General features: G+C 30.3%; 12 protein-coding genes. 5 read left to right on the top strand and 7 right to left on the bottom strand.

From position 1 onward, the window contains the following. Window positions 1–71: 71 nt before the first annotated feature. The 3 genes from lpdA to MPF19_RS10005 all read left to right on the top strand — a co-directional run bounded on the left by lpdA (window position 72) and on the right by MPF19_RS10005 (window position 2939). Complete coding sequence (gene lpdA, locus MPF19_RS10015; protein WP_249988102.1) at window positions 72–1460, top strand: dihydrolipoyl dehydrogenase; 1389 nt, start codon at window positions 72–74, stop codon at window positions 1458–1460. Between the two features lie 137 nt (window positions 1461–1597). Continuing rightward, the gene (locus MPF19_RS10010) at window positions 1598–1972 is read left to right on the top strand and encodes a LysM peptidoglycan-binding domain-containing protein (RefSeq protein WP_249988100.1); all 375 of its coding nucleotides are present in this window, start codon (window positions 1598–1600) and stop codon (window positions 1970–1972) included. 364 nt (window positions 1973–2336) lie between these two features. Then, window positions 2337–2939 (top strand): hypothetical protein, encoded by a 603-nt coding sequence (locus MPF19_RS10005; protein WP_203392107.1) that lies wholly within the window; start codon window positions 2337–2339, stop codon window positions 2937–2939. A gap of 366 nt (window positions 2940–3305) precedes the next feature. On the opposite strand, the gene rlmF is transcribed toward MPF19_RS10005, so the two are convergent. Both rlmF and bshC read right to left on the bottom strand, forming a co-directional pair. Beyond that, entirely contained in the window at window positions 3306–4160 is an 855-nt protein-coding gene (gene rlmF / locus MPF19_RS10000) for a 23S rRNA (adenine(1618)-N(6))-methyltransferase RlmF (protein ID WP_249988098.1), read from the bottom strand. A 255-nt stretch (window positions 4161–4415) separates the two neighbouring features. Beyond that, window positions 4416–6008 (bottom strand): bacillithiol biosynthesis cysteine-adding enzyme BshC, encoded by a 1593-nt coding sequence (gene bshC / locus MPF19_RS09995; RefSeq protein ID WP_249988096.1) that lies wholly within the window; start codon window positions 6006–6008, stop codon window positions 4416–4418. Window positions 6009–6214: 206 nt separating this feature from the next. Between bshC and MPF19_RS09990 the strand changes: the two genes are divergently transcribed. Continuing rightward, entirely contained in the window at window positions 6215–8692 is a 2478-nt protein-coding gene (locus MPF19_RS09990) for a M14 family metallopeptidase (RefSeq protein WP_249988095.1), read from the top strand. A 64-nt stretch (window positions 8693–8756) separates the two neighbouring features. Here MPF19_RS09990 and rimO read toward each other — a convergent pair whose 3' ends face one another. From rimO to MPF19_RS09975, 3 genes are all read right to left on the bottom strand, one after another. Beyond that, entirely contained in the window at window positions 8757–10109 is a 1353-nt protein-coding gene (rimO, locus tag MPF19_RS09985; RefSeq protein ID WP_249988093.1) for a 30S ribosomal protein S12 methylthiotransferase RimO, read from the bottom strand. 194 nt (window positions 10110–10303) lie between these two features. Beyond that, window positions 10304–11119, bottom strand: coding sequence for a lysophospholipid acyltransferase family protein (locus tag MPF19_RS09980; RefSeq protein WP_249988091.1), 816 nt, complete (start codon window positions 11117–11119; stop codon window positions 10304–10306). A gap of 53 nt (window positions 11120–11172) precedes the next feature. Continuing rightward, window positions 11173–11799 carry an NUDIX hydrolase gene (locus tag MPF19_RS09975; RefSeq protein ID WP_249988088.1) on the bottom strand — a complete coding sequence of 209 codons (627 nt, stop codon included), beginning with the start codon at window positions 11797–11799 and terminating at the stop codon, window positions 11173–11175. A 93-nt stretch (window positions 11800–11892) separates the two neighbouring features. Here MPF19_RS09975 and MPF19_RS09970 point away from each other — a divergent pair, with 93 nt between their 5' ends. Then, complete coding sequence (locus tag MPF19_RS09970; protein WP_249988087.1) at window positions 11893–12162, top strand: hypothetical protein; 270 nt, start codon at window positions 11893–11895, stop codon at window positions 12160–12162. On the opposite strand, the gene MPF19_RS09965 is transcribed toward MPF19_RS09970, so the two are convergent. Beyond that, window positions 12159–12470, bottom strand: coding sequence for a DUF6787 family protein (locus MPF19_RS09965; protein ID WP_203392064.1), 312 nt, complete (start codon window positions 12468–12470; stop codon window positions 12159–12161). The two genes, MPF19_RS09970 and MPF19_RS09965, sit on opposite strands and share 4 nt — an antisense overlap. Before the next feature lie 40 nt (window positions 12471–12510). Further along, window positions 12511–16272, bottom strand: a complete 3762-nt coding sequence (locus tag MPF19_RS09960; RefSeq protein ID WP_249988085.1) for a DUF8693 domain-containing protein — start codon at window positions 16270–16272, stop codon at window positions 12511–12513. Between the last annotated feature and the right edge of the window lie 84 nt (window positions 16273–16356).

Genomic DNA, 16356 nt, shown 5'->3' with positions numbered 1-16356 from the left:
TTTCAAAAAAGATATAACGGAAAGCCTGTTAAAACGCCCAAACAAAGAAATAAAAAGTTAAATATACAATTATGAAATACGATATCATTATTATTGGAAGTGGTCCTGGAGGTTATGTAACAGGAATTAGAGCTTCTCAATTAGGCTTTAAAGTTGCCATTGTAGAGAAAGAACACTTAGGTGGGATTTGTTTAAACTGGGGATGTATACCTACAAAAGCATTGTTAAAATCTGCACAGGTTTACGATTATTTAAAACATGTAGACCAATATGGTTTAAAGGCTGAAGCTATTGATAAAGATTTTGAAGCTGTAATTAAAAGAAGTCGTGGTGTTGCTGATGGAATGAGCAAAGGTGTTGCTTTTTTAATGAAGAAAAACAAAATTGATATTATTGACGGTTTTGGTAAAATTAAAACAGGTAAAAAAGTAGATGTTACTGCTGCTGATGGTACCGTAACAGAATACAGCGCAGACAATATTATTATTGCAACAGGTGCTCGTTCTAGAGAATTACCAAACTTACCGCAAGATGGTAAAAAAGTAATTGGTTACAGACAAGCAATGAATTTACCAAGCCAACCTAAATCTATGATTATTGTAGGTTCTGGGGCAATTGGTGTTGAGTTTGCTCATTTTTATAACTCTATGGGAACTGAGGTTACTATTGTAGAGTTTATGCCAAACGTTGTACCGGTAGAAGATATTGATGTTTCTAAACAATTTGAACGTTCTATTAAAAAATCTGGAATTAAAGTAATGACAAATTCTTCTGTAGAATCTGTTGATACTTCTGGTGAAGGCGTTGTTGCAACGGTTAAAACTAAAAAAGGAGAAGAAACTTTAACTGCTGATATCTTATTATCTGCAGTTGGAATTAAATCTAACATAGAAAATATTGGTTTAGAAGATGTTGGAATTATTGTTGACAGAGATAAAATTTTAGTAAACGATTTTTACCAAACAAACATACCTGGTTATTATGCTATTGGAGATGTAGTTCCGGGTCAAGCTTTGGCACACGTTGCTTCTGCAGAAGGAATTACTTGTGTCGAGAAATTAGCTGGTTTACATACAGAACCAATCGATTACGGTAACGTTCCTGGTTGTACATATGCTACTCCAGAAATTGCATCTGTTGGTATGACGGAAGCAAAAGCTAAAGAAGCTGGTTACGAATTAAAAGTTGGTAAATTTCCTTTTTCAGCATCTGGTAAAGCAAAAGCAGCTGGAACTCCTGATGGATTTGTAAAAGTTATTTTTGATGCAAAATACGGAGAATGGTTAGGATGCCACATGATTGGTGCTGGTGTTACTGATATGATTGCTGAGGCAGTTTTAGGACGTAAATTAGAAACTACAGGTCATGAAGTGTTAAAAACAATTCACCCTCACCCAACCATGAGTGAAGCAGTTATGGAAGCTGTTGCAGATGCTTATGATGAAGTGATACATTTATAATAATTAAAATTATTGGTCGTTTCTCGTTTAAACGAAGAATTTCGACATACAGAATATTACATTCAACGAAAACCGTAGCTAAATGCTACGGTTTTTTTGTACTTTTAAATCATAAACAATTAATTAAAAGAAATAGTATGAAAGCAAAATATAAAGGTGTATTAGATTTAGGAGAACAGTTAGCTATTGCAAATGGTGATGTAAAAGAAGAAAATGGTATTTTACACGTAACAGGAACAGCAAAGAATCAATATGAAAAAAACCTTCTTTGGGATAAAATAAAGGAAATTGGTGGCGAAAGCCCAACAGACATTATGGCAAATATTGAAGTTGCAGATACTTCTGTTTTTGCAAATCATACCGTTGTAAAAGGAGAAACTTTAGGTAAAATATCTAAAAAGTATTATGGTAAATCTGGAAAATACAATGCTATTTTTGAAGCTAATACAAACATCTTAAAAAACCCAGACGCTATTCAAATTGGTCAGGAATTAGTGATTCCTAATTTATAGGAAATTACAAAAAATTGAGTTTTAAAAACCGAAGGAATTTCCTTCGGTTTTTTTTATATTTGAAATCTTATAAATATAAGACATGAATCCAAAAGAAAACAATCTAAAAAAGAACGAAAATTTTATAAAATATTAGGAAACAAAAAGAGATAATAGAGTTAAATATTCAATTCTACAAAGCCTATATTTTACAATTCCTTTCAATATTGTCTTTCAAGCCATAGAAAGTGTTCAAGGTTTTTTAACTTTAAATTTCGGTTTCAAATTTCTTACTATTTTTAGTATTTATTTTCTTCTCACCTATTATGTGTCTTTTAATCTGTATGATAAAAAATACCATAAATTTAAAAAAAATCATAGAATTTTGATCACCAACAAAAAAAAGTTTTTTTCAGAAATCTTAAAAGCAATTTTAAAACTTATAATCGCTGGAGTATTTATTGGAATATTAAAAAAATATGATGCAATTGTAGCTGTAATATTAATCATAAGAATAATACACCATGTCAACAAAACAATCCTAGTACCAAAAAATAATAAAAATTGGGTTTTACTTTTTGGAATGTTTTTAATTGCAATTATTGGTGTTTCTGGTGAATATTGGGCGGTTTCTAATGGCTATTGGGAATATCATGAAGTTGAAAGAGAGTTACCTCTTTGGTTACCCTTTGCTTGGATGCTGGCTTTTCACTTTTTATATGAATTAGAAGGTAGATTAATTCCTATTTTAAAAAATAAAACTTCTAAAAACAAAATAATTTTAGCTATATTATTGGCATTAATTCTTCCTGCTTTTGGAGAAGTAATTACAATCTATTTAGGTGTTTGGACGTATTATTGGCCTTATCAAATATTAGGAGTTCCTTTATATGCTTTTATCTCTTTGGTTTTTGTGCACATGTTAGTCTATACTATTTTACATTTTGTTTGTAAAAAATATAAAATTGAAGATATAGTTTTTAATTAATTATTACACAGAGATCCTTTGAGAAATTTCACAGAGATTCACAGAGAGCTTTAAATAAATAGATTCCTCTTCGTTCCTCATTCGGAATGACATTTTGGATTATATTACCAAATGTATTTTTAGCTATTGAGAGATCTCAGACGATTTCAAATAGATTCGAAAATTAGATATTGTTTATTTCATAAAAAAGGCTCAATCAACATATGTTGATTGAGCCTTTTTTATAATGTATGTTTTTTAGTTTACAAAATGGAACTGGTTTTAATCAACAACCTTAATCCCAAATACGAGGACTGCTTCCAAAACAAATATTTTTCATTTAGAAGGTAAATCTTCGTAAATTAAATCCTAAGCTACCCCCTGCGATTAAAATCTCCAAGCAACAATTCTGGTTACTTTATTTCCTTGGTGCATTGGAATAATTTTAAACTCAACAGCTCCTAACTTTGCCGAAGATTTTTCTAAACTCTTTACGTTTTCTTTCTTAGAAACTAAACTTGTAAACCATTTACTACTTTTAGGAAACAAAGAGCTTTCGTATAAATAATTATGTAAAAATGCTTTCTCGCCACCAATGTACCAAAGTTCATTGTTGTTTCCTGCAAAGTTTCTTACTGCGTTATTTCCTAAGTTTCTAGATTTTCTACCATTGGCTCCTTGTGCTTCTTCTGCCGATTTGTAGAAAGGAGGATTACACATGGTTGCAGAAAAAGAATCGGTATCTTTTAAGATTCCTTTTAAAATTTGCTCTTCGTTCAATTGCTGACGTAGTTCAATATTATCCGTAAAATTATTATCGTCTATAATATCTTGCACAGTATCTAAAGAATCTAAATCGATGTCTGTTGCCACAAAATTCCAATTGTATTCTGCAATACCTAATAAAGGGTAAATACCTGTAGCACCTGTACCAATATCTAATATTTTAATATCTTTTTCTTCTGAAAGCAAATCTGCTAAATGATGAATATAATCTAAACGACCAGGAATTGGTGGACATAAGTTGTTATCACCAAAATTCCAAGTAGTAATTTTATCGAAAGAAAATAATAAGGCTTTATTCAATTCTTTTACAGCATCCGGATTTGAAAAATCTATGGTCACTGTGCCATATTGGTTTTTAGCCACAAACTCTTTTAATGCTGGATTTATAACATTTAATTCATCAAAATTATAGCCTTTGTTGAATTTATTTTTTGGATGTAAGCCTTTTTCTTTCATTGTATTTGGTGTAATTATAGTGTAAAGAGTTTACACAAATTTTACTAATTATAACAGTGTGTCAAAAGTAAGTTATATTAGATAAACTTGATTGAAATTAGATGCTAAGTTTAAAATAGTTTGTTATTGTATATGAGATTTCTTAATCGTTTAAAAAAACTCATATCGAAATGACAGTAAACTATTTAATATCTAAGTTTTAAAAATAACTCAGTGTTTCCCCACTAAATTTCTCCGTGAATCTCGGCGTTATTATTACAACTCCAAAATTGTAAACTCTAATTGCAACGGTTTTAAAGCACCTTTTAATGCTTTTACAAATGATGAACCATACGCCAAATAGTATTCAGAAAAGTTACGTTGACGTTCTTCTAAACTTTGGTTTGGTAAAATTTCATTTTGAAGTTGCGTAATTCTATCAACTAAATCGTTTTGTCTTTTTTTCTCTGCTTTTAACAAACGTTTTCGCAAATTCTCTAATCCTTTAATTTGCTTTCTTTCTTGTGCATTTACAGCATTCACAAAAGAAACATCTGTTTGTTTAGCTACTTCTTTTAGTTCTATAAATTGATTTTCTAAAAACTGAATTTTTTCATCAAAGTTTACTTTAATATCAGAATTTTCTATCACTTTTTGAGACAATAAATCATATTGATCTAAAAATAATTCTTCTAAAGAAATATTTAGTCTTTCTAATTTATTTGCCTGTTTTTCAGAAACTACTTGCACAGAATTACGTAACAATAAAATAGGAAATGGAATAGTTACTTCTTCAAAATAATCTTTTAATTCTAACCAATACGCCATCTCTCCTCCTCCACCTAAATAGCAAAGGTTAGGCAAAATAACCTCTTGATATAAAGGTCTCATAATTACATTTGGAGAAAACGATTTTGGGTTTTCATCAACCTCTTTTAAAATTTCAGTTTTCGAAAAAGTAATTTCGGTATTGTTTACTTTGTAAATTCCGTCTTCAAAAAGAATACGTTCTCTAAAATCATCACCCAAATAAAATAAATTAATTTCTCTAGGGTTTACTTGAATTTTATACAATTTTTCTAAATCTGCAATCGTTTTAGAAACGGCTTTAAAAGAAGTTCCATTTTCTAATTCTTCTTTTACAATTGGGTTAAATAATTGTTTTAAACTAGCATCATCACCATCTAAAATAACCAAACCATAATCACTAAACAATTCATTTGCAATATAACGCGTAGCATCCGCCAGATTATTATGCTTTAAATAACCATCTGAAAACAGTTTTTTAAGAAATTCCGCATTTTTAGAATGCCCTAAATGTTCAGAAAAAACATCAAAAACAGCAGCTAATCCTTCTGTAGAAAACCTTCCTACTGCTCCACCATCTTCTCTGTTCCACATTACTTTTTTTCCGTCGAAATTAAAATAATTAATTTCTTCAAAATCATGATCTTCTGTTGCCATCCAATAAATTGGAACAAAATTTTGTTCAGGAAATTTCTCTGCTAATTCTTCGCACAAATTAATGGTAGAAAGAATTTTATATAAGAAATACAAAGGCCCAGTAAACAAATTTAATTGATGCCCCGTAGTTACTGTAAATGTATTTTGCTTCTTTAAACTATCTATATATTCATTGGTTTTCTCTGAAATATGAAAGCCTTTATACTGATTTTTTAAAGCATCTACCAAAACTAATCTAGATTGCAACCTAAAAGATTTTTGCTTTTCTTCTATCTGATTATGAAAACCAGAAATATCTGGAAAGTTGTTATAAAATGGTTGTATTTCTTCATTCTTCTCTAAATAATCAATCATTGTTTTAGAGAAAAAACCTGTTTTTTTAAATGGAATTTGTGTTATTTTCATATTTAATTAGGAATAACACAATTTAGACAACAATCAGAGTCTGATATAGCGTTCATGTAGTTTGATTAATTTTTGTTAAAAATACGAATATTTTAAATCTTTGTCGAAAACTTGAAATTAATCTAACAAATTTTTAACAAAAATCTAAAAACGCATAGAATTATAAAATAAAATATTCCTTACTTTTGGTTTTAAAATCAACTTATATGAAGCTTAAACTATTACTTATTAGTGCTTTCTTAACCATTGGAAGTGTATTTTCACAAACACTACAATCTCCTTCAGAATTTTTAGGCTATGAAATTGGAGCTCGCTTTACAAGACATCATAAAGTAGTAGACTATTTTAAATACGTAAGCAGCACTTTGCCGAATGTTAAATTAGAAAAATACGGAGAAACAAATGAGCACAGACCTTTGTATTTAAGTTATATTTCATCCGAAGAAAATATTAAAAATTTAGAAAGTATTAGAAAAAATAATCTTGTTCAAACAGGTATCATTTCTGGAAATTCTAAAAACAACAAAGCCATTGTTTGGTTAAGTTACAACGTTCATGGAAACGAAGCTTCTAGCACAGAAGCTGCCATGTTAACGCTTTACGAGTTGGTTACTAAAAAGAAAGCTTATTTAGAAAACACGATTGTTATTATAGATCCTGCTGTAAACCCAGATGGACGAGATAGATATGTAAATTGGTACAACCAAGTAAAAAGTACGCCTTTTAATATTAACCAAGATGCAAAAGAACATGCAGAACCTTGGCCAGGAGGAAGACCCAATCATTATTTATTCGATTTAAATAGAGATTGGGCTTGGGCAACACAAGTAGAATCTGCGCAACGCATAAAAATGTATAATAAATGGATGCCACAAGTACATGTAGATTTCCATGAACAATATATTAATAGTCCTTATTATTTTGCACCTGCAGCAGAACCTTTTCATGAAGTTATTTCTGATTGGCAACGAGAATTTCAAACTGAAGTAGGAAAAAATAATGCGAAGTATTTTGACCAAGAAGGTTGGCTGTATTTTACAAAAGAAAGTTTCGATTTATTATACCCAAGCTACGGAGATACCTACCCAACTTACATGGGCGCTATTGGTATGACATATGAACAAGCAGGTCATGGAATGGCTGGTTTAGGAATTAAAACGGATGAAGGAGAAGTGTTAACCTTAAAAGACAGAGCAATTCATCATCTAACTACTGGTTTGTCTACTGTAGAAATTTCATCTAAAAATGCAGAAAAATTAAATACTGAGTTCAGAAAATTCTTTGATAACAATTCTTTAGAATACAAGAGTTATGTTTTAAAAAATGAGAATCAAGACAAAACGAATCGCTTAAAAGCTTTATTAGATACGCATGAAATTCTATATGAAAACACTAAAAGCGGAATTGTAAAAGGATATGATTATACTACCCAAAAAGAAGGAAAAATGGCTATCTCTTCTACTGATTTAGTAATACATACCAATCAGCCAAAAGGAAAAATGGTAAAAGTTCTTTTTGAACCTAAAGTAAAATTAGTAGATTCTTTAACGTATGATATTACTGCTTGGTCTTTACCGTATGCACACGGATTTAAAGCAATTGCTTCTAAAACTAAAGTAAGTTCTAGTACTAGTAAAACCACAAACGTTATTACAAATGCTATTGATAAAAATGCGTATGCCTATATTTCTAAATGGAATAGTTTAGACGATGCTACTTTTTTAGGCGCTTTATTACAAGCTAATATTACGCCTCGTTTTTCTGAGAAACCTTTTTCTATCGCAGGAAAATCATATAAAAGAGGAACTCTTATTATTCTAAGAAATGACAATAGAGATACTGCTTTTGATACTAAGTTAATCTCCATTGCAAATAAACACCAAAGAGAATTAGCTGCTGTAAAAACTGGTTTTGTTTCTTCTGGAGTCGATTTTGGTTCTTATTCTGTGAAACCAATCAACCATCAAAAAATTGCCGTTTTATCTGGTAAAGGAACTTCGTCATTAAGTTTTGGCGAGATTTGGCATTTCTTTGAAACACAATTACAATACCCAATAACGAATGTAAATACGGAAAACTTTGGATTTTTAGACTATTCTAAATATGATGTTATTATCATTCCGAATGGTGCTTATAGTAAGGTCTTAACAAAAACTACTTTAGAGAAAGTAAAAAAATGGACACGTTCTGGAGGAACTTTAATTGCCATTGGAAATGCCTTAAATAGTTTTGCTGATAAAAAGGAATTCTCTTTAAAGAAGAAAATATCTGGAGATAAAATTAAAGATGCAGACCTTACTCCTTACGCAGCTAAAGAGCGTAAAGATGTTGCTAATTTAATTACAGGTAGTATCTTTAAAAGTACTTTAGACAATACGCATCCGTTAGCTTTTGGATATGGAAAAGAATATTTTTCATTAAAATTAGGCAGTACTTCTTACGAATATTTAAAAGACGGTAATAACGTTGCTTATTTTGATAAAGAAGCTAAAAACGTATCTGGTTATGCAGGTAGTAAAGCGGTGAAAAATGTACCGAAATCTATTTTATTTGCAGAAGAACAAATAGGTAGCGGAAGTATTATTTATATGGTAGACAATCCTTTGTTTAGATCTTTCTGGCAAAACGGAAAACTATTTGTTGCCAATGCTGTTTTCTTATTAAATTCTGATAAATTAAAGTAACATCACTTTATTTTAAACCATAAAAAAACCACTCTAACGAGTGGTTTTTTTTACTTTTTATTTATTATTTTCTCTTTTGATTTAAAGAAACAGGCTTTTCTTGCTTAACAGTTGGCGTTCCGTATAAATCATAATCTCCGGCTTCGTGGATTTTAATATCTATAAATTCACCAATTTTAATATAATGTTCTTTGGCATCTACAATAACATCGTTATCAACGTCTGGCGAATCAGATTCTGTTCTTCCGTAGAAAAACTCACCATCTTTTCTGTCGAATAAACATCTAAATGTTTTTCCTATTTTTTCTTGATTCAATTCCCAAGAAATTTGAGATTGAATTTCCATAATCTCATTGACTCTTTGAAACTTTACTTCTGCAGGTACATCATCTTCTAAAACATAAGCTCCTGTATTTTCTTCATGAGAATATTCGAAAGCACCCATACGTTCAAAACGCATTTCTTCAATCCAATCTTTTAACTCTTGAAACATTTCTTCTGTTTCCCCAGGATACCCAACAATTAGTGTCGTTCTAATTGCCATTTCTGGCACAGCTTCTCTAAATTTATGAATTAAAGCAGTTGTTTTTTCATGAGTTGTACCACGTTTCATAGACTTTAACAACTCTGTGTTAATATGTTGTAACGGAATGTCTAAGTAATTACATACTTTAGGTTCACGTTTCATCACTTCTAAAACATCCATAGGAAAACCTGTAGGAAAAGCATAATGCATTCTAATCCATTCAATTCCCTCTACTTTAGCCAATGCTTCTAACAATTGCGCTAAAGAACGTTTTTTATAAATATCTAATCCGTAATATGTTAAATCTTGCGCGATTAACATTACTTCTTTAATTCCTTTTGCCGCTAACTTTGTTGCTTCTGTAACAATATCTTCAATAGGAGTTGAAACATGTTTTCCTCTCATCAAAGGAATTGCACAAAAAGAACAAGGTCTATCGCAACCTTCTGCAATTTTTAAATATGCATAATGTTTTGGAGTTGTTGTTAAACGTTCTCCGATTAATTCGTGTTTATAATCTGCTTCTAAAGCTTGCAATAAGTTTGGTAAATCGTGCGTACCAAAATATTGATCTACATTTTTTATTTCTGCCTCTAAATCTGGTTTATAGCGTTCACTTAAACATCCAGAAACAAAAACCTTATCAATTTCACCCGCTTCTTTTCTTTTGGCATAATGCAAAATAGTATCTATAGATTCCTCTTTAGCCTTACCTATAAATCCACAAGTATTAATAACGACAATATTTCCATCATCATTTTCATCTTCATGAACAACCTCTTTTCCGTTGGCTTTTAATTGTCCCATTAACACCTCAGAATCGTAAATATTTTTAGAACACCCTAAAGTAACTACGTTAATCTTATTTTTTTTGATGGTTTTTGTACGCATATCGTTTTTTTCTGACTGCAAATATACAGCTTAATTAGGGTTTATCTATATAGTTTTTATGAGGTTATTGTAAACGCTTTTAGAAGTCTAAAAAAGAAGCTAATTGATTAAACCATAAAACTTGAAAATTATTTTGTTTTGCATAAAAAAACCTCGAAATGTCGAGGTTTAATATTATTTTCTGAATCAAATGATCAACTCCAAAAAGCTCTTTTCTTATTTAAGGCTTCTTCTTCTTTTGTTAATTCTTCTAATTCTTTTACAGATAAAACTTTTAAAAATGACGGATGTTGTTCAATAGCAAATTCTATCTTAGTTACAATTTCTGCAATACTTTCATTTTCGTAATCTATTTCTAATGGCTCTTTAATTACCATAGATTGTAAAACATTACGTTTCTTAATACTTAATCCTTTTTTATCAAAAGAACGTCTAAAACCATCAATAACAATAGGCACTACAACTGGCTTATAAGTTTTAATAATATGTGCAGTACCTCTTCTAATTGGCCTAAAGGGTGTAGTTGTACCTTGTGGAAATGTAATTACCCAACCATCTTTTATGGCTTTACCAATATTAGAAATGTCTGAGTTTTTAACTTGTCTTTTTACATCTTTACCAGCACTACGCCATGTTCTTTCTATAGAAACAGACCCCATGTAAGCAAATATTTTAGGTAAAATACCAGATCTCATGGTCTCACCTGCCGCAACAAAATATACATTTAATTTAGGTTTCCAGATATAGCCAATATTTTTTATAGAATCGTCTCTACCACTTAAAGAAGCATTAAAAACATGATACATAGCTGCTACGTCCGCAAAATAAGTTTGGTGATTAGAAATAAATAAGACCCCTGAATCTGGTAAATTTTTAAGGTTCTCAGATCCTTCAATATGTAAATTATTGAATTTATGATATCTACCGTGAGATACAATTCCGAAAATTCTGATAAGCCATTTTTTTAACAATAAAATATGGCCAAATGGATTCCTTTTAAATAAAGGCATTATTAATTAGTTTTAGTTAGATTAACAAACTTACAAAACAAATAAGAAAGAAGCTATTTTAAGAGTTCTTTAATTTCTGAAAGCATCATAGCCGTTGCTCCCCACACAATATAATCTTCTAATTTAAAGCAAGGTACTTCTATATTATCCATATAAGAGGTATTCATATTTACAGAGCTTATATTGGTTTCATTTAGCAAATCTCTTAATAAAACCTCTATCGTTTGCTCTACTTCATAATTTAAAATAAAATTAGGTCGTTCATTTGTAAAACCTAAAAATGGGGTTGCTAAAAAATTACTTGGCGGAATATACACATCTGTTAATTCTCTAATTATTTCTATAGATGCCTCAGCAACTCCTACTTCCTCAAAAGTTTCTCTTAATGCTGTATTTTCAAGATCTCTGTCTGTTTTATCTAACTTCCCTCCGGGAAAACTTATTTGTGCAGAATGTGCACCTTTATAACTAGCCCTTTGTGTTAGTAAAAAACAAGTTTCATTTTTTCTATTGGGATAAAACAACGCCAACACTGCTGCTTTTCTTGGATTATTCGCTATAATTTTATCAGCATCAAATTTTAAGCGCATTTTAGGTGCTAATTTAAATTGAGCCTCTAAACCACCTAATTCAATTGTTTTAAATTGGACTATTTTATTTTTGAAAACATTAAAATCCACCGAGAAAAATTTAATTTTAACAAATTTATTAATTTCGCTTTTAAATAAGTCGTATTTGGCAAGAATTTTGATTTATTTTACTAAAAAATAAGTATGACTAAGAAATACAAAAAATTAATTTTAAGCATTGTATTAGATATTATTGGTATCATTCCAATACCTTTTATAGATGTTATTTGGGCTCCTTTATCTGGATATATAATGACTAAAATGTATAAAGGAAAGCAAGGAAAAATGGCTGCTATATTTAGTTTTATTGAGGAAGCACTCCCTTTTTTAGATGTGATACCAACATTTACAATAATGTGGTTTTACAGTTATGTTATTAATAAGGAAGAAGTAAAAGAAATTATATCGTCTTAATTTTCTTTTTTAAATAAAAATCCTAAACCTAGTCTGCTTAAAAACTTTTTCTCAAAAGCCCAAAAGAATTTAAACTGTCCAAAACACCAACCTACAATAGGAAGTGTTGCTTGGTAAATAGGAAAAATCAATAGAATTCTTAAAGGCCAAAATACCCAAGGGTTTGTTGTTTCTTGAGATAACCCTAAAAAACTAGTTAAAGGTTTTGCCACCCAAGTAGCAAAAGAACCGTTTATAGAAAAAACTAAAATGATTGCTATAATAGACCAATTACTATTTACTCCCCAACGTTGTTTTAATTTACTCATACATCGGCGAAATTACAATTAGCAAACCAATTAATAAAATTTAGTTTATATTAATTTTTCGCGTAAAATTCCCTTTAGAACTTTTTCCTGATACAATGTAAATTCCTTTCTTAATATTTGCAATACTTATTTTAATCTCAGATTTTTTTAAAGAATTCTTTTTAAAAGCAACATTTTGGCCTAATAAATTATAAATATAAATTTCATCGAATATTTCTTTTGATGAAATAACAAGTTGCTTATTCTGATTTTTAACTGTAAATTTATTTATTTCACTTATATCTAAACCTAGAACAGTTTGATTAAAAGTGATAAAAAAACGATCATCATAAACACCTGCATCTAGATTTACTATTGTACTACCCGAAGTAATATCAACATAACTTTTTGTTGCACTATCATATAAATAAACATCAGAGTCTATATCTGTCATATTATCTATCTTAAAAGTAACATCTCTATTTAAATTAGTTTGCACTTTTAAAGGAATTATTAAAGATTTATCAAAATCTTCTATACCTGTAATTGCATAGGGAAAATCTTTGTTTTCAATTTTTAACGCCATATCTGTAGATTTATAATCCCACATTTCTGCTTCATAACCATCTTCATATTCAGCCGTAAGTCCTCTAAGACCTACACTTACTTGTCTGTGATACGTTTGGTCTGTTAACAAGAACTCAAAACCTATTCTTAAAATAGGGAAAGATTTTTTCTTTGCAACTGAGTTATTTTTATGATATACTTCTGTTGATGAACCATCAATATCAAAAACTCTTTGTGCGTTGTTAAAATTGATAGTTCGACCAGTAGCAGATGCTTCTACAAAAAATCCTTGTCCTATATCTATATTTTGTTTTGGAGTTTTAGTTCTTACTCCTCCTAGGCCAGAAGCCGGAGCTCCAACACCTGAAGTTCTCGTAGCATAACCGCCCAAATATTCTCCTGTATAATGAGATGTATCATCTCCTGAGTCATAAAAATAAAGCGTACCAACAATAACCCCTGCATTATCAGAAATAAACGTATCTGCTTTTATTGGCGATGGATACGGGTTTCCTAAGAGACTCAATGCACCAGTTCCAGCTATTTCACTGGTATATTCCCCATCATTTGGTCTACCCACCAATGTATAATTTTGACCAGCTGGATTTCCTGTACTTTTTTTATTAAAACCTTCTACAGGGTTTAATAATGCTGTAGATTCATTTATCTGTCTTGTCCAATCGCCACTGTTTACAAATTTAGCCAACCACCTTGTACTTAGTGTTATTGGAGAGGTAGTGTAATCTCCGTCAAAATCTGCAGAAAAATTAATATCTAAAGGTGTATTGGTCTCTGTTAAAGGAGTTGTTCCGTCTTTTAAAATGCCTTTAATATTATATGTTTCTCCGTTTGTTGTTACTGGTGACGACCAGTAACTTGATTGGTAAACGTTTTTTAAATTACCTTTTACATCTTTATAAAGATTTCCGGCACCAGATGCATTTTTAACACCCGTATGTGTTTGTTTTAATTGAGCGGTTCCTAAAAGTCTTAAATCTCCTATTAACTCTAAAGATCCTGAAACATTTAATTCTAAATCAGCTGCTACAGATAAAGTATTACCAGACTCTATATTTAAACAAAAACAATCTACATCTTCTGTTAAAGTAACGTCAGATTGAATACGAACTCCTTTTGTAGCATCTGCAATTGTTGGTTGTCCATTTGCACCACTCCCTCCAGACCAAGAAGTTCCATTATAAATAATATCATTATAACAACTTATAAAATTGACACCAACAAAACCTGAAAATGCTACTGCGTTAGTAACTATTGCTGCACTAGATGATGTAAAAGCTGCATCTGTAAAATTAAAAACTAAATCTGCCACATCATCCGTATCTAAATGAGATTTTGCGACTCCTGTAAAAGAAAGTGTCGCCACGGTATCTCCATTAGATAATGTAAAAATAGGTGTTAATCCATCTGGTAAATTTGTAATTGTAAATTCTGTAGTTTCATCTAATAAACCATCTCCGTCTATATCAGCAAAAGTATCACCGCTAATACTTACAACTAAAGGATTAGAAGTACTTAATGTTCCGTTGTTTGTTATTGCAACTTCTGGTAAAAAACCTTTTGTTAAATTAAACTCATTAACATTATCATTTTCGAAACCGACTATATACATTTTAGCCCCTGAATTATTAAATGTAATGCCTGTTGGACTATTTTCTATTGAAGATATTAAATATTCGTTTGTTAAAATCGGTGTTCTGGTTATTAAATCGAATGGAGTAATTAAAGTATATTCAAAAACTTTGTTCTTTTGATCACCTGTAATAAAAAACTTTGTTCCATCATTATTAAAAGATAAACCTGTAGGTGTATCATCATCTGCATTAACAGAAAAACTACCTAAAGGACCAGATGCAATACCTGATAAATCATAATTAGTAGAAAGTGAATAAACAATTACTCTATCTGTACTGTTTCCTACAACAAACAACAGACTACCATCATTATTAAAAGTAAAACTAGATGGATTTGAATCATCTACATTTACATTATAACTATCTAAATGAGTAACTGTAGAAGATAAATCAAAAGGTGTAGAAACAGCATACTCTTCTAAATCATCAGATTGAGAACCTATAATGTAAAACCTATTTCCAGTATTGTTAAATTGTATACCTCTAATAAAAGTTTCTTCTGTACTAATAGATAAAGCATCCTCAAAAATTATTGTTGAAATATCATACGGAGTAGATAAGGAAAACTGTGACACTGAATTTAAATCATCTCCTGCAACATACATCTTAGTTCCATCTGTATTAAATAATACATCATGTGTTGTTTTTTCTATTGTTTCTAACTTATAACTATCTAAATAAGTTACTGTAGATGTAAAATCGAAATTAGCAGATAGCGTATATTCATCTACATCTGCACCAACTCTACCAACAACATAAAACTTAGAACCAATATCATTAAAAATTACTTCTTGTGGTGCTGTTTCATTCGCTTGTATTGAGTAGTTAGAGGAATAAGTTGCAAAAGATAAATTAAATTCATTACCTGATGTAAATGTGTAAGTATTTATATCATCACCAGTCATCCCAATAACATAAAGTTCACTTCCATCATTATTAAATGCAAGACCTCTAGGATTTGTTTCTTGTCCGGAAACGTCTAATTCAGCGACAACACCTGTTGTTGCAGTAGAAACATCAAAAGCAGGGCTTAAATTAAATTCATACACTTTATCTGTATCTCTTTCTAATACATATAACTTAGAACCATCATTATTAAAAGTAATACCATGAGGCCTTGTTGCAGAAGAGCCGTCATAAGAAAATATAGCTGCCGAAATATTAAAAGTGTCATTAATTGTGGCAGAAGAAACATCCCAATTTATAGATAAATCAAACTCTGTAATATCCTCATCATCTTCTCCTGTAATATACATTTTAGAGCCAGATGTGTTAAAAGTTACATCTTGTGGATTACTTTCTACACTCGATGCTATAAAAAAGTATTTATCTAAATGAGACATTGTAGATAAATCGTAAGGTATAGTTAGGTTAAATTGACTAACAAAATTCCCACTAGAACCAACTGTATAAAACTTTGTTCCTCCGTCTCCAAACGCCATTCCATTAGGCGTTGTTTCGTATGAAGTTATACCGTTTGTAGCTCTTACAAAATCGACTTTTGTAATATCGAAATGGTTAGGACCTGAATAGGATAAACTTTGTGCATGTAAAGGCATTTGCAAAAATGCAAATAGAAAGAATAAGCAAATTAAAAATTTCATAGTTGAGTTAAACTTATTAGGGTTTTGAATAACTGAACAGTAAACTTACAAAAAAGAGGTTAATTTTACTAAAAGATTAAATAA

Source organism: Polaribacter sp. Z014 (assembly GCF_023555435.1).
Lineage (GTDB): Bacteria > Bacteroidota > Bacteroidia > Flavobacteriales > Flavobacteriaceae > Polaribacter.
Note: the sequence above shows the minus strand (reverse complement) of the source record. Positions and strands in the feature narration are given on the sequence as shown.

Coding starts and splice junctions, on each gene's coding strand:
- MPF19_RS09965 (WP_203392064.1), bottom strand. CDS start 12,470: ATGAGTAAATTAAAACAACGTTGGGGAGTAAATAGTAATTGGTCTATT.
- MPF19_RS09980 (WP_249988091.1), bottom strand. CDS start 11,119: ATGCCTTTATTTAAAAGGAATCCATTTGGCCATATTTTATTGTTAAAA.
- bshC (WP_249988096.1), bottom strand. CDS start 6,008: ATGAAAATAACACAAATTCCATTTAAAAAAACAGGTTTTTTCTCTAAA.
- MPF19_RS09960 (WP_249988085.1), bottom strand. CDS start 16,272: ATGAAATTTTTAATTTGCTTATTCTTTCTATTTGCATTTTTGCAAATG.
- lpdA (WP_249988102.1), top strand. CDS start 72: ATGAAATACGATATCATTATTATTGGAAGTGGTCCTGGAGGTTATGTA.
- MPF19_RS10010 (WP_249988100.1), top strand. CDS start 1,598: ATGAAAGCAAAATATAAAGGTGTATTAGATTTAGGAGAACAGTTAGCT.
- rlmF (WP_249988098.1), bottom strand. CDS start 4,160: ATGAAAGAAAAAGGCTTACATCCAAAAAATAAATTCAACAAAGGCTAT.
- MPF19_RS09970 (WP_249988087.1), top strand. CDS start 11,893: ATGACTAAGAAATACAAAAAATTAATTTTAAGCATTGTATTAGATATT.
- MPF19_RS09990 (WP_249988095.1), top strand. CDS start 6,215: ATGAAGCTTAAACTATTACTTATTAGTGCTTTCTTAACCATTGGAAGT.
- rimO (WP_249988093.1), bottom strand. CDS start 10,109: ATGCGTACAAAAACCATCAAAAAAAATAAGATTAACGTAGTTACTTTA.